The organism is Nocardia sp. NPDC055321 (assembly GCF_053645575.1).
Genome location: NZ_JBSHMS010000004.1, coordinates 289,037 through 302,545 on the forward strand (window position 1 = coordinate 289,037; position 13,509 = coordinate 302,545).

The window sequence follows — 13,509 nt, forward strand, 5'->3', positions numbered from 1 at the left end:
GACATCGAGGCCCGGCGCCGAGTGGTGCAGCGCGGACTGTGGTTCGAGGAATTCGAACTCGGCGTGGTGTACGAGCACCGGCCCGGCCGCACCATCACCGAGGCCGACAACGTGCTGTTCACGACGCTGACCATGAACACCCAGGCGCTGCACCTGGACGCGGCCTTCGCCGAGACCCAGGCGCCGTTCAACCAGCGCCTGGTGAATTCCATGTTCACGCTCTCGACCCTGGTCGGGCTCTCGGTCGCGCAGCTCACCCAGGGCACCATCGTGGCCAATCTCGGTTTCTCCGACATCGCGTTCCCGAAGCCGCTGTTCCACGGTGACACGCTGTACGCGGAAACCGAGATCGCGGAACTGCGGGAATCCAAGAGCAGGCCCGGGGAGGGCATCGTGACGTTCGCGCACACCGGTCGCAATCAACACGGCGACGTGGTGGCCACCGCCCACCGCAAGACCCTGGTGCGAAAGCGACCGGCATGAACTGGGAGATGCCGGGGCCGGCCTGGCTGTTCTGTCCCGCCGACCGCCCCGAGCGCTACGGCAAGGCCCTGGCGGCGGCCGACGTGGTGATCATCGACCTGGAGGACGGTGTCGCGGAGATCGACAAGGCCGCCGCCCGCACCGCGCTCATCGAGCATCCGCAGGACCCCGAACGTACCGTTGTCCGGGTGAACGCGGCGGGCACGCTCGAGCACATGCTCGACCTGGATGCGCTGGCGCGCACCGACTATCGGCGCGTCATGCTGCCGAAGTGCGAATCGGCGGAACAGATCACCCAGCTGACCGACCATGACGTCATCGCGCTCATCGAATCCCCGCTCGGGGCCATGGCGGTGGGCCGGGCGCTCATGGTGCGCAACGCCATCGGCGTCATGTGGGGCGCGGAGGATCTCGTCGCGGCGCTGGGCGGCAACGCGTCCCGGCACGCGGACGGGAGCTACCGGGACGTGTGCCGGCACGTGCGCTCGCAGTCGCTGCTGGCGGCCAAGGCCTACGGGAAGCTGGCACTGGATTCGGTGTATCTGAACATCCCGGACCTGGACGGCCTGGCGGCCGAGGCGCAGGACGCGATCGCCGTCGGCTTCGACGCCAAGGTCGCGATCCATCCGAGCCAGGTACCGGTCATCCGGCGCGCGTACGCGCCCGCGCCGAGCGAAGTGCAGTGGGCGCACCGGCTGCTGGCGGAAGTGCCCAAGCAGCCCGGGGTGTTCACCTTCGAGGGCCGCATGGTGGACATGCCGGTCATCCGGCAGGCCGAGCGGATCGTACAGCGGGCGCAGACCGCGGAATCCGCGTCGTAGGCAGCGCAGCGTAGGAGGATTGACGGTGGAACCACAGTGGGTGCCGAGCACGGCGGATATCGCCGGTGCGCGGGTCACCGATTTCGCGGAATTCGTGCGGCGGCGAACCGGGGTACAGGCGCCGGACTATCGGGCGCTGTGGGAGTGGTCGGTCGCCGATCTGCCCGGCTTCTGGGGTGCGCTCTGGGACTACTTCGAGGTGGGCGAGCGCGGAGACGATGTGCTCGCATCGGCGGATATGCCGGGCGCGCGGTGGTTTCCGGGCACCGAGCTGAACTACACCGATCAGGTGCTGCGCCGGGCACGCACCGATCGGCCGGCCATTCTCGGCGTGGACGAGGACGGCGGCGTCACCGTGGTGTCCTGGACCGACATGCTCGGTGCGACAGCGGCTTTCGCGGCGGTACTGCGTGCGCACGGCGTGGTGGCCGGGGATCGGGTCGCGGGCTACCTGCCGAACATTCCCGAAGCGGTCATCGCGTTCCTCGCCACCGCGAGCATCGGCGCGGTGTGGAGTGCGTGCGGGCAGGACTACTCCGCCCAGGCGGCGCTGGATCGGCTCGGACAGCTGGAGCCGAAGGTGCTGGTCACCGCAGACGGGTATCGATTCGGCGGGAAGACGCACGACAAGACCGGTGACATCGCCGCGCTGCGCGCGGGACTGCCGTCCCTGGCCGCCACGGTGGTGGTGTCCCGATTCGGCGGGGATGTGCCGAACGCACTGTCCTGGAACGACATCGAGACCGCCGCGGAGTCGGCGACGCTGGTCACCGAACCGGTCGCCTTCGATCATCCGCTGTGGGTGCTGTTCTCCTCCGGAACCACCGGCAAGCCCAAGGGCATCGTGCACGGGCACGGGGGAGTGGTGCTCGAGCATCTGAAAGCGGTTGCGCTGCAGTCGGATATCGGCCCGGACGACACGTTCTTCTGGTACACCAGCCCGAGCTGGATGATGTGGAATTTCCAGGTCGCCGGACTTCTGGTCGGCGCGACCATCGTCTGCTACGACGGCAGTCCGTCGGCGCCCACCCCGGATGCGCTGTGGGCCATCGCGTCTCGTGTGGGCGCCACCGTCGTCGGCACGAGCCCCGGCTACGTGCTGGCCTGCGCGAAGGCCGGATCGGTGCCGCGGGTCGATCACGAGCTGTCCGCGCTGCGCCTGGTCGGCATCACCGGATCGTCGCTGCCGCCGTCCTCGTCACTGTGGTTGCGCGACAACGTCGGTGACCGCGTCCCCGTGGCCTCGATCAGCGGCGGCACCGATGTGGTGTCCGCGTTCATCGGCGGCGTGCGCACCGTTCCGGTGTGGCCCGGCGAACTCTCCGCGCCGTATCTCGGCGTGGCCCTGGAGGCTTGGGACGAATCCGGCAAACCGGTGCACGGGGAGGTCGGGGAACTGGTGATCACCGCGCCCATGCCGTCGATGCCGGTGGCGTTCTGGGACGACGCGGACGGATCCCGGTACCGCGACGCGTATTTCGACATGTACCCCGGCGTCTGGCGGCACGGCGACTGGATCACGCTCACCGACCACGACAGCGTCATCGTGCACGGCCGCTCGGATTCCACCCTGAACCGCCACGGCATTCGCATGGGCAGCGCCGACATCTACCAGGCGGTGGAACGGCTGCCGGAAATCGCCGAGGCCTTGGTCATCGGCGCGGAACAGCCCGACGGCGGCTACTGGATGCCGCTGTTCGTAACCCTGGCTCCCGGTGCGGAATTCACCGACGAGCTGAAGTCCCGCATCAATGCCGCCATCCGCACCGAGGTCTCGCCCCGGCACGTGCCCGATCAAATCCTCGAGGCCCCAGGGATCCCGCACACGCGCACGGGCAAGAAACTCGAGGTACCGATCAAGAAGATCTTCCAGGGCGCGGATCCGGCGAAGGTGGTAGCGCCCACCGCGGTGGACGCTCCCGAACTCCTCGACTGGTACGCCACGCTGCGCCCGCCGGCGAAGTAGCCGCCGCGGACTCAGTGCGTACCGGGTAACCGGCGGCGCCCGGTGCAGACCTCCGAGGCCAAATCCTCGTAGCCCACAGCCAATTCGGCGAGGTTCTCCCAGACGATGGCGAGATCCTTGCCGGTGGCGTGTGCCAGGGCGGCATAGGCGCTGGCGGTCAATTGCGCCAGGCGATCGATGACGGCGCCCATGGTTTCGGTGTGCACCCTGGCCGCACCGTGCGATGGCGGCAATTGCGCCGTCACCCAGCAGTCGATGACGCGCACCAAATCGGTTCGCATCAGCTCCAATTCGGCTAGATGCTCCGGAAGCGCGGCTAATCGCCGTTCGTGGATCTCGGTGAGATCGTGGGCAGCGCGTAGCACCGGGTGGCCGGGGGAGTGGGTGCCTCGGCAGGCGCGCAGCACCTGGGTCTTGCTCGGAAGTGTGTTCGCCATTGTGACGACTCCTCTACCGCGAACTGCGAATTCCGAAGAGACTATCCAGTGGATGTGACGGGAACATGACCTGTTTTCCAACAGGGAGATGTTGTTGTGGTGAGGACGAACCGGCGATTTACACCCCCGAAATCTACCGCTCGATGGTGCCCGCGATTCGACCTCGGCCTGCTTAGGCGCCAGGCGGCGGATGCGACGAAACCCCCAGGTGTCCCGGGGGTTTCGGTGTCTTCCGGCATGTGAACGATTCTGGTCGTCCATATCCCTCAGAGGGTGAATTCGCCGCCTTCGACACCGGAGATGAACGCGTTCCATTCACCCGGGGTGAAGACCAGCGCCGGGCCGCCCGGGTTCTTGCTGTCACGGACGCCCACTCTTCCGCTGGAAAGGCGTGCCACCTCCACGCACTCTCCAGAAGGCTGGCTGAAGCTGCTCTTCTTCCAGACGGCGGTGTTCAGTTCATCGTTCACGGTCGTACTCCTTCGTGATTATGAGGACGAGGCGTCGGCTTCGGTCCTCATCGAGTGCCTGCCCGTCCACATGGGGCGCAGGTGTTCGATTTCGAAGTGGTAGCCACGGTAGATGTGACAGGCGGCGGAAGCATCGGAACCACCAGGTGTCCTCGGGGTTTCGGTGTCTTCGGTATGCGGACGTTTACGGTCGTCCATCTCCCTCAGGGAGTGAATTCGCCGCCCTCGACACCGGCGACGAACGCGTTCCATTCGCCCGGGGTGAAGACCAGCGCGGGGCCGCCGGGGTTCTTGCTGTCGCGGACGCCGACGTGCCCTGCATCAAGGAACGCGACCTCGACGCAGTCTTGGGATGCCGTGCTCCGGCTGCTCTTGAACCATCTTGCGCCCGATAGGTCGATATTCACCGTGTGTACTCCTTCGCGATTTCGAGGACGAGGCGTCGGCTTCGGTCCTCATCGAGCGCCAGCCTGTCCATGCCGGTACAGGCGAGTCGATACTGGGCGACCTTATCGGGCTCCTTCAGGTACAGGCCGCCGGTGTAGCCCTGGACGAAGACGATCGGAGGGAAGGTCAGTTCAGCCTTTGCCCGAGGCGGGAACTCGAACATGACGAACGTCCCCGCGACGAGACCTTGGTACATGCGAGCGGACGCGGGGATGACCCGAATGGAGACGTTGGGCAGCTCCGCCATGGCGGCGAGGTGCTTCAGCTGCCCCTCCATGACGCTGTCACCGCCGTTGTTGCGCCACAACACGCCCTCATCGATCAGCACCGACAGCCGAAGAGGGTTGTCCGACCGTGTGATTCGCTCCTGACGCTTCATAGCGACTTGGAGCATTCGCTCCGTTTCTCGAGATGACTTGTCCGGGAACTCGATCCAGGAGATTGCGCGACGGTATTCCAGTGTCTGGAGTTGGCCAGGGATGAAGGTGGTCTGGAAAGAAGTCAGCTTGTGGGCCGCGTTCTCCAGCCGGACAAACAGGTTGAATTCCTTCGGGATAGCGTCGGTGAAGTCGTGCCACCAGCCTTTGCCCTCGGCAGCCTCCTTGATCAACTCGAGGATGGCCTTCTTCTGGGCAGGAGGGGCTTCGAACAGGTCGCACAGCTTGGCGATCAGGACCGGGTTCAGACGCACCTCCGCGTGGCCGGACTCGATCCGCCACAGGGTGGGCCTGCTCATGCCGCTGTCCTCGGCTGCCTGCTCCATGGTGATCGAGGTGCCCTCGCGAAGGGCTCTCAACTCGAGGCCGAGGAGGATGCGGGGCAGAGCCGTCGATGATGCCATCTGACCGTCCTTACGGGAGGGCGTGTTTCGGCTGAAACCAGGATGACGGTTCAGGTGAAGCGACGCCGGGTTTTGGTGAAACTCATCGGCTGAAACGTTTCAGAAGCTCGACTCGCGGTGGTGGACTGTAGATGCGTCCGGAGTCGAGAGGTCCAAAACCGCACCTCACGCCTTCCCTCTCTCTCGTCAGTTGCACCGAGTGGTCACGCAGCCTGACGGGCCGGGCGCTCTCGAATCTTCGTCACGCATCTGGGAGGACGCGATAGCGATGATTACCGGCACTGGATTACTGAAATGTGAAGATCCCGGCTCGCTCCAGCTGGCCGATGCCACGAAACTGATTGGGCTCCATCAGGATTGCGGTGATTCCTGCATGGTGGCGCTGCGTGCTCGTCAGGCGCTCGGAACGAATGTGCTGAGCGCCCGAGTGGGCGGTGCCGAATGACGCGGCCGTTCACGCTGATCCGGGGCGGCGGTGCCTCATCGCTGCGCGTGGTCGAGACGGTGGTGGAACTGCCCGCCCGCGAGACCGCCGTGGCGGTCATCCACGAGGCGTTCGTAGCCCTCGACGTGGACGAGTCGGAGGAGTGGCTCGACCATGTGCGGCGCAGCAAGGGACTGCACTGGCGTTCCGGCATGACGAAACCGACCGCCAGGGACTTGATCCTGATCGACGAGGACACCGAATGCCCGGTCGACCACATCATCGAGGACATAGATGAGAGCCCGGTCGACGTGGTGCTCGTGTCCGCGCTGTCGGATCTCTGCGGCGGCCTGACAAGGCTGCGCGAGTACGTCGATGTTCTGGTCGCGACCGGGATCCGGTACCCGCGCCACCAACCCGCCGCCCCCCAACGTCCCGCGCTGAGGGTGGTGGACTGATGTACCTCGATGCCAGCCACCGCCCCGACGCATACAACGTCGGCCGCGTGACCGGCGACCTTCGCCCGGTCGAGCGGCGGGACGGCTCCGCCCGGTCGTAGATCGGCTGAGGTGTTGTCGCTCGCGAATCGTGTTGCGGCACAGAACTTCCGGCACTCGCCGGAAAGGTAGATGATCGACGAGAGGAGACAGTCATGTCGAAAATCGGTGTGGGGTTCGTATCCAGCTTCAGTAGCTCGACCGGGACCTGCGTTCACGTGACGCACCGCGAGGACGGCGGAACCGAGGTCCGCCACAGCAAGAACCTGGCCGGCAACGTAATCGCCTTCAGCGCCGCTGAATGGGATGCGTTCCTGAAGGGCGCGAGTGCCGGGGAGTTCAAGCACCCCTCCGCCCCCTGAAACCAACCGTCTCGCCTTCACCGCGCCCACGGTGAGGTCCCCACTCGAAGCCCCCGAGAGCGATGCCCCCGCTCTCGGGGGCTTCCTTCCTACTACTACGTATACGGCTTGCCGCTGGCCGGTTCGGTCAGCGCGCCATGCGGCAGTTCCGGACGTTCTCGCGCATGAAGGTGCGATGGATCTCTCCGGCATCAGAAGGGCGGCGCCGCTCTCAGCGGCGAATTATCGTGCACTATCGCCGGAGATCTGGCGGAAACCGCCACTCAGGGGCCGACAGTGCACGATAAATAGGGGTCGCCCGCAGCTCGGCAGTAGCGGACGTTCCGCCGGCCTCAAATCGGCTTGGCCCGTAGACCTTCGACTGACCCGCGCTGGCTGCTTCGGTCAGCGCGGTATGCGCCAATAGAGTGCGCTCGGCTACCGACCCTGCCGCTACCGTCGACGCATGGAGATTCCTGAACTTGCCGATCTCATCTGGCTCTTCGAACACGAGCCGACACGGCAGTTCGATGATCTTCATTGGCCCATTGGACTGCATTCGTTCCGGCTGACTCGGGGAGTTCAGTCAGTTCTGTTCTCCCTCGATCCGGCGGCGGGCGAGGCGTACATCAGCCTTTACACAGGTACGCAGAAGCACACATCGTTGGGCCGTCTTCGCCCGGTGGATCGAATCAGCATCGACCGAGGCCCGGTCGACTGCGAAGGTCTACGGCTGTGGATTCGGGACGTTACGAACGAGCCCGTGACACTGCAGACCAAACCTCATATCCGACTTTCGTGGGACGTGAAAAGCCTCGGTGCCTGGTAGCCCGTCGACCTCCGCCCGTCCCGCGATGACAGGTTCGGACAGCGCGGAACGCGGCATTTCGTGCGGGTCGCCACTGGGCGGGCACGGCGGAGCGAACTCCGGTTCGGTCCGCCGTGTGACCACGAAATGGGTTGCACAGTTGCGGTTCTCGCGTGTGAGGTGGTGCCCGTGACAGCGTTGGTGGTGCCGGTGGTGGAGGGTGAGGGGATTCGACTGCGGCCCTTCGCGGTGACAGACGTGGGCTTGGTCGTGGAGGCCGGCCGGGATCCGTTGATCCCGTTGATCACTACGGTCGTTGCTCATGGCGACGAGGACGATGGATTGGCGTTCGTTCGGCGTCAACATCAACGGGTGGTGCGCGGGGAGGGGTGGTCGTTCGCGGTCTCGGATCTAGAGACCGATTCGGCGGTGGGGCAGATCGGGCTCTGGCGGCGCGATGTCGGTCATGGCCGGGCGTCGGTGGGCTATTGGATCGGACCGGGTTGGCGGCGTTGCGGTTACGCGAGCCGGGCTCTGCGTGTGCTGAGCGCGTGGGGCTCGACGTTGGAGGAGATTTCGCGTCTGGAACTGTATGTCGAGCCGTCGAACGAGGGTTCGTGGCGGGCCGCGGAATCGGCTGGGTATCAACGCGAGGGCTTGCTTCGCAAGTGGGAGAAGATCGCTGGCGAGCCACGCGATATGTACATGTATGCCCGTCTCACCTGACGCCTGTCGGCACTGTCGTGCGTTCGGCCGGCACCGGAAACCCTGGGCGGGTTGATCTTCCGCGCGCCAGCGTTGACCGACTCGGAACGCGCAGGTCGCGACAGAAGCGGATGTTCAAGCGCCTGAATGTCGGCCGGTCTGTCGGACGTCGACCTGAGGATCCCGTGCTCTGGGTGTGGTTCAGCTGGAAAAGAACCCGACATCATTCAGGAGTCGGCGTGGGCATGACACAGCCACGCACTAACCACAGACGCTATCCGCCCCAAAAGCAGATCAGGTCCTTGTTGGCGGCGACGGATTCACGCATGCACTCGATCAACCCGTAGGGGTCATCGTCCAGGTCGTCCTCTTCTTCGAGAGCCGCCAATTCCTCGGCGTTCTCCTCCTTGCTCCAGTAGCCCCAACCGGAATACTCGGCTTGCGGAAGCAGACTGCCATCATTGAGCCCGTTGACAAGTTCGTAGTGGTCGAAATCCCTTCTGCTGAACCAGAAGTTCTTGTCATGGATGTATTCCCCACCGATAGCTCTGCAAATGATCTCGAGTGCATCGACGTAGCCTTCGGCTTCCTCTGGGTCGAATGGGCCGCCCTGGATGATCGCATGAAACAACTGAGTGTCCGTATCGTCCAACGGACCAGCGAGGATTCGGATCAGGAGCTCCTCGTCTTTGGAGCCGATGACGGCCTTGAGCTCTGCCAAGTCGAGCAGGTAGAGATGCATGATGCGAGACACCCCGCGAGACTACTCAGCTTTGCCGACACGAGGTCCTCCGTCAGGAACTCGGCAGAAGGCTCACGCCTGCCGCACCAGAACCCAGAGCACTCTCACCCAAGTCGCACCAGTCGTTGGACACTCAAAGTCTGACGAGTAAAACGGATTTCAGAGATCACGAGCACCCAGACGACACAGGCCGCAGACCGAACAGCGCCGTCCGCAGCGCCCGCCAAAGTCGAGATCGACCAACCTCTCAGGCATCCCAAACTCAGCATGATGGTGCGTTCGGCTGGCGCCCGATCAGCTCAGCCTGTTGACCTTCTCTTTTGCCCGTGCTGGCCGGTTTCGTCAGTGCGGAATGCGGCAAAGTAGGGCGTTCTGGACCATGTCTCAACGACCTGTTTGTGCCGACGACGAGGGCCGATCGAAGTCTCCAGCGTTGCTGCCTTTGGCCGGCCATGCCGCAACCGCTAGTTCGGCGCGGCACTTACAGGGACTGTCGGCACCTTTCGGGTCACCACACGCACCACAAACGCTGCCAGCAGGATTGCCACAGGCAGTGCGTACCAACTATTTCTGGGAATGCGGATGCCGTTGATCAGGACGAACAGCGACCAAATGAACCAGGCTCCGATAGTTCGCACCTGTTGCCAGCGCCGAGCACCGAGCCAGGTGCCGATCCGGTCGAATGAAGTTGCGACCAGCAGCGCAATGATGAGATAGCCGGTGCCGCCGATGATCACCGAGGCGGCCGAAGCCAGGGTCCAGAAGGTCGTCGGGTCCGCGGTGGCCAAGGTAATGATCGCGGCGAGATGGATTCCGTGCGAAACCGCAAACGACAGGCCCAGCTGGCGTTTGTTGCGGTGCAGCCAGTAGGTCGCAGCGCTCGGCCAAAGCGTGAGCAGGGCGGTCGCGAGAAAGGCGCTCAGGAACAGTGTCAATGATGTTCGGGCTGTCGCCCGGATGACCATCCGATACCCGTCGGCCTCCCAGCCGACACCTGCCAGGATGACCAGACTCATTGCGAGGAGAGCGACACTCAGCAGGCCGAACAGGCGGCCACCCTCGCACCAACCGCTGTCGGCCGGCCGTTCGACCGCCCGCGAACCAACGACATCCCGTCCCGCTGTTGCCATCACGCACCCCCATGCCGATCATTCGCCCGATTCGGGCAACCCCTGGAGAGATAATCCCCGACAACGAGCCCGAGACGGAATAACTGAGACGAAGGACATCGGCGCGGCCACTCGGCGTTGAGGAGGACATCCGCTGGCGGTATGCGATCCCTATCGCTCTCGCAACACTGAATTCGGCATGAGCGTACGTTCGCCGGACGCGCTCAACGGTCACCGATGATCGACGCCCATCCGGTTATCGTGGGGCGCGCTCACGCGGCTTTCATCGAATTCGGCCGTGTTCCAAATGGTAAGGACGAGTGCGGCTTTCATCCCCTCGCGGTGGTGGCGCGGCCGACGCCGAACCCGGCGCCGCGTTCCTATCGACTCCCACGAGCCGAAATCTCCCGAATCCCGGCCAGCATCTCCCCGAACTCCCCATCCTCATCCGGCTCCGCCGGCACGTCCAGCGCGATCCCGTGACACCGATCCCCGTACCAGGAATCCAACACCGCGGGCAGTTCCCCGTATGTCCCCTGCGGCACCAGCGTCGCCACCATGTCGTCGGTCAGCAGCCCCGGCAGCGCGCCCCACTCCTTGGCCGCCGCACCGGCCGAGAGCTGGTCGGCGATCTCGCCCAACCCGAGCCGGTCCAGCGTGCCCCGGTAGGCGGGCGTCGAGTACAGGAAGGCGAGTTCGGAGCGGCGTTCGTGCCGCAGCGCTGTCAGGGCCGATTCGTCGCGGCCGGTGATCACCTTGGGCACCACGACAATTCGCGGTCCACCGTCGGTGCGCCCCACCTGTACCCCGCCGTCGCCGAGGGTCGGCAGCACATGGTTCTCCAGCGACAGCGGATGCGACCCGGTCGGGTGTGCGACGAAGCCGTCGGCCAGCGCCCCGGCCAGTTCGCACATGCGGCGGTTCACCGCGCCCATATAGATGGGCGGCTCGGGGACCTCGAGCGGGCCCGGATTGAAAAACGGTTGTAGACGGGTGAATTCGTAGTGGCTGCCGTGGTGGTCCAGGGGCGTTCCGTGCTGGAACGCCGCGAAGATCGCGCGCAGCGCGGTGACGTAGTCGCCGAGCTGGGCCACCGGGTCCGTCCACGGGGTGGAGAAGCGGCCCACGATGTTGCCGCGCACCTGGGAGGCCACCCCCAGCTGGAACCGGCCGCCGGAGAACCCGGCCAGATCCCAGGCCGCCAGGGCGGTCATCATCGGGCTGCGGGGGAAGGCCACGACCATCGAGGTGCGGATGGTCAGGCGGGTGCTGTGTTCCACGGCCAGGGCGCAGACCGCGAACGGGTCGTGGATCGTCTCGGAGATGTGGACGGTATCGAAGCCGAGCGCCTCGATGCGGCGGATTCGGGCGGCCACCTGTGACAGCGGGGTGTCCGCGGGCAGCGACGTCACAACTTCCACGGCGAGCCTTTTCGTTCTCGTGCTCGCCGGGGACGGCAAGCGGGTGCTTGCCGATCGTCGCACGCCGGTTATGCGGCGATTGTCGCGGTACTCCCGAGGGTCAGTACGCCGTCGACCATCCGGTGCACGGTGTCCATCCGGTGCAGGTGGGCGCGGTCGTGGGTGACCAGCAGCGTCGCGGCGTTGTGTTCGCGGACTATGCGCACGATCAGCTCGATGATCGCAGCGCCGCGTTCCTGGTCCAGGGCGCTGGTGGGTTCGTCGATCACCAGCAGGGCGGGCTCGTTCATGAGGGCGCGGGCGATGTTCACCCGCTGGCGCTGACCGCCGGACAGCTGCGCGGGGCGCTTGTTCTCGTGGCCGGACAGGCCCACCGCGTCGAGCAGTTCGCGGGCGTGCGCCCGGGTCGCGCGGCGGCGGGCCGGGGAGACCAGCAGGGACTGGCCGAGGTGGGCCATGGCTTCGAGTTGTTCCAGGGCGGTGAGGGCGGGAATCAGGTTCGACTGCTGGAACACGATCCCGATCGTGTTGCGGCGCATGGCGGTTGCCGCGCGGCGCGACAGCGCGGCCAGATCGACCGGACCGCCGTCGGTGTCCAGTTCGATGCGGCCCGAGTCGGGACGGACCAGGGTCGATACCGCCGCCAGCAGCGTGGACTTGCCGGAGCCGGAGGGGCCGGTGATGGCCGCTATCTCGCCGCCGCCCACGCGCAGATTCACCTTGTCCAGCGCGGTCACGCGCTCGGCGCCGTCGGGGAAGGTGAGGGTCAGGTCGGTGACTGTCAGGGTGTTGGTCATGGCGAATCTCCTGGGGGACAGGGCTTGTCAGCGGGCCTGGTTCAGGGCGGTGAGCGGATCGGTGGTGGCCAGGAAGCGCAGGGCGAACGCCGCGCCGAGCAGGCCGAGCAGGACCAGGGCCGCCGCGGGCAGCAGGGTGGTGCTCACCGTGAGGGTGAAAGGCATTGCGTCGCCGATGAACACGCCCGCCAGCACCGTGCCGCCCAGGCCCGTTCCCACGCCCGCCACCAGGACCACCAGGGCCTGGCCCAGGGCATCGCGGACCAGCGAACCGGTGGTCGCGCCGAGCGCCTTCAGGGCCGCCACATCGGGCATGCGCTGCACCGTCCACACCGTGAAGAACGCGCCGATGACGAGCGCGGAGATCGCGAACAGCATCACCGTCATCAGGGTGAGCGAACCGTTCTCGGCCTGGTACGAACTCATGGCCGACAGCGAATCCGCCGCCGATGTGCTGGTCGTGCGCGCCGCGCTGTTCACCGCCGCCAGGTCGCTCACCCCCGAGACCGCGAGCACCGTCGCCGCACCGGAACGGGGATTCAGTTCCTGCCAATCGGACAGGGTCATCCACACCACCGGCGTGTGCGCGTACCAGTCGTCGCCGGTCACGCCCGCGACGGTGAAGGACCCGGCGCCCAGGGTCACCGTGTCACCGGTGCCGGCGCCCAGATCCTTGGCGGCCGCGCTGCTGAGGATCACCCGGCCCGGCTCGGTAGCCGTGCGATTGCCGAAAGGTGTTCCCTCGACCCCGAACAGCGCGACCTGGGTCGCCCCGGCCCCGTCGGCGGTGGCCCGGGCGCGGCTGATGCCGATCGGGTCCACGGTGCCGCCCGCCTCGCGCCAGGCCCGTACCTGGTCCGGGGCGAGGGTGGAGGCGTCGAAGGAGGGCCCCGAGCCGGTGTCGGCGAACACGACCGATTCGGCGGTCAGCGACTCCACCGCCGAGATGTTCTGATGCGCCAGCCCGGCGGTGAGCCCGCTCAAGAAGGTGACGAGCAGCGCGACCAGGGTTACCACCAGGGTGATGAGCAGGAATCGGCCGCGGGCGGCCCGCAGATCTCGGAGTGCGACGAACATGGTTCCACCCTGTCGCGGAATCGCCCGGAAACCATCGCGCCGCCGAAGGAATCGCGGCGCTGCCATCGGTGGGTCGGCGTTTCCTACTTTCGATGGATGCCGCCCGAGTTGCCCGGCATAAGC

17 protein-coding genes are annotated in these 13,509 nt (G+C 65.9%); 8 read left to right on the forward strand and 9 right to left on the reverse strand.

Going from position 1 to position 13,509, the window contains the following annotated elements; translation table 11 throughout:
* Window positions 1–3 precede the first annotated feature (3 nt).
* The 3 genes from ACWIGI_RS08375 to ACWIGI_RS08385 are packed head-to-tail and all read left to right on the forward strand — an operon-like array spanning window position 4 to window position 3,270.
* On the forward strand, window positions 4–483 hold the full coding sequence (locus ACWIGI_RS08375) for a MaoC family dehydratase (RefSeq protein WP_454201839.1): 480 nt from the start codon (window positions 4–6) through the stop codon (window positions 481–483).
* On the forward strand, window positions 480–1,304 hold the full coding sequence (locus ACWIGI_RS08380; protein WP_454201677.1) for an HpcH/HpaI aldolase/citrate lyase family protein: 825 nt from the start codon (window positions 480–482) through the stop codon (window positions 1,302–1,304). The genes ACWIGI_RS08375 and ACWIGI_RS08380 overlap by 4 nt, the downstream gene beginning before the upstream one ends.
* A gap of 25 nt (window positions 1,305–1,329) precedes the next feature.
* Entirely contained in the window at window positions 1,330–3,270 is a 1,941-nt protein-coding gene (locus ACWIGI_RS08385) for an acetoacetate--CoA ligase (RefSeq protein WP_454201678.1), read from the forward strand.
* A gap of 11 nt (window positions 3,271–3,281) precedes the next feature.
* On the opposite strand, the gene ACWIGI_RS08390 is transcribed toward ACWIGI_RS08385, so the two are convergent.
* From ACWIGI_RS08390 to ACWIGI_RS08405, 4 genes are all read right to left on the reverse strand, one after another.
* Window positions 3,282–3,707, reverse strand: coding sequence for a DUF4254 domain-containing protein (locus tag ACWIGI_RS08390; RefSeq protein ID WP_454201679.1), 426 nt, complete (start codon window positions 3,705–3,707; stop codon window positions 3,282–3,284).
* 266 nt (window positions 3,708–3,973) lie between these two features.
* Window positions 3,974–4,177 (reverse strand): DUF397 domain-containing protein, encoded by a 204-nt coding sequence (locus ACWIGI_RS08395; RefSeq protein ID WP_454201680.1) that lies wholly within the window; start codon window positions 4,175–4,177, stop codon window positions 3,974–3,976.
* 203 nt (window positions 4,178–4,380) lie between these two features.
* The gene (locus ACWIGI_RS08400; protein ID WP_454201681.1) at window positions 4,381–4,584 is read right to left on the reverse strand and encodes a DUF397 domain-containing protein; all 204 of its coding nucleotides are present in this window, start codon (window positions 4,582–4,584) and stop codon (window positions 4,381–4,383) included.
* The gene (locus tag ACWIGI_RS08405; RefSeq protein ID WP_454201682.1) at window positions 4,581–5,465 is read right to left on the reverse strand and encodes a helix-turn-helix domain-containing protein; all 885 of its coding nucleotides are present in this window, start codon (window positions 5,463–5,465) and stop codon (window positions 4,581–4,583) included. The genes ACWIGI_RS08400 and ACWIGI_RS08405 overlap by 4 nt, the downstream gene beginning before the upstream one ends.
* Before the next feature lie 199 nt (window positions 5,466–5,664).
* Here ACWIGI_RS08405 and ACWIGI_RS08410 point away from each other — a divergent pair, with 199 nt between their 5' ends.
* The 5 genes from ACWIGI_RS08410 (at window position 5,665) to ACWIGI_RS08430 (ending at window position 8,261) form a co-directional block, all read left to right on the forward strand.
* Window positions 5,665–5,910: a hypothetical protein gene (locus ACWIGI_RS08410; protein ID WP_454201683.1), complete on the forward strand. Its 246-nt coding sequence runs from the start codon at window positions 5,665–5,667 to the stop codon at window positions 5,908–5,910.
* Complete coding sequence (locus ACWIGI_RS08415) at window positions 5,907–6,347, forward strand: hypothetical protein (protein WP_454201684.1); 441 nt, start codon at window positions 5,907–5,909, stop codon at window positions 6,345–6,347. Before ACWIGI_RS08410 ends, ACWIGI_RS08415 begins: the two co-directional genes overlap by 4 nt.
* 194 nt (window positions 6,348–6,541) lie before the next feature.
* Window positions 6,542–6,748 (forward strand): DUF397 domain-containing protein, encoded by a 207-nt coding sequence (locus ACWIGI_RS08420; protein WP_454201685.1) that lies wholly within the window; start codon window positions 6,542–6,544, stop codon window positions 6,746–6,748.
* Window positions 6,749–7,193: 445 nt separating this feature from the next.
* A complete protein-coding gene (locus ACWIGI_RS08425; RefSeq protein ID WP_454201686.1) occupies window positions 7,194–7,556 on the forward strand; it encodes a hypothetical protein in 363 nt (120 codons plus the stop codon).
* Window positions 7,557–7,724: 168 nt separating this feature from the next.
* A complete protein-coding gene (locus ACWIGI_RS08430; protein ID WP_454201687.1) occupies window positions 7,725–8,261 on the forward strand; it encodes a GNAT family N-acetyltransferase in 537 nt (178 codons plus the stop codon).
* A 253-nt stretch (window positions 8,262–8,514) separates the two neighbouring features.
* On the opposite strand, the gene ACWIGI_RS08435 is transcribed toward ACWIGI_RS08430, so the two are convergent.
* The 5 genes from ACWIGI_RS08435 to ACWIGI_RS08455 all read right to left on the reverse strand — a co-directional run bounded on the left by ACWIGI_RS08435 (window position 8,515) and on the right by ACWIGI_RS08455 (window position 13,386).
* A complete protein-coding gene (locus tag ACWIGI_RS08435) occupies window positions 8,515–8,994 on the reverse strand; it encodes a DUF7691 family protein (RefSeq protein WP_454201688.1) in 480 nt (159 codons plus the stop codon).
* Window positions 8,995–9,446: 452 nt separating this feature from the next.
* Window positions 9,447–10,112, reverse strand: coding sequence for a hypothetical protein (locus ACWIGI_RS08440; RefSeq protein WP_454201689.1), 666 nt, complete (start codon window positions 10,110–10,112; stop codon window positions 9,447–9,449).
* A gap of 359 nt (window positions 10,113–10,471) precedes the next feature.
* A complete protein-coding gene (locus ACWIGI_RS08445) occupies window positions 10,472–11,512 on the reverse strand; it encodes a TIGR03617 family F420-dependent LLM class oxidoreductase (protein WP_454201690.1) in 1,041 nt (346 codons plus the stop codon).
* Window positions 11,513–11,580: 68 nt separating this feature from the next.
* On the reverse strand, window positions 11,581–12,309 hold the full coding sequence (locus ACWIGI_RS08450; RefSeq protein WP_454201691.1) for an ABC transporter ATP-binding protein: 729 nt from the start codon (window positions 12,307–12,309) through the stop codon (window positions 11,581–11,583).
* A gap of 27 nt (window positions 12,310–12,336) precedes the next feature.
* On the reverse strand, window positions 12,337–13,386 hold the full coding sequence (locus ACWIGI_RS08455; RefSeq protein WP_454201692.1) for an ABC transporter permease: 1,050 nt from the start codon (window positions 13,384–13,386) through the stop codon (window positions 12,337–12,339).
* Between the last annotated feature and the right edge of the window lie 123 nt (window positions 13,387–13,509).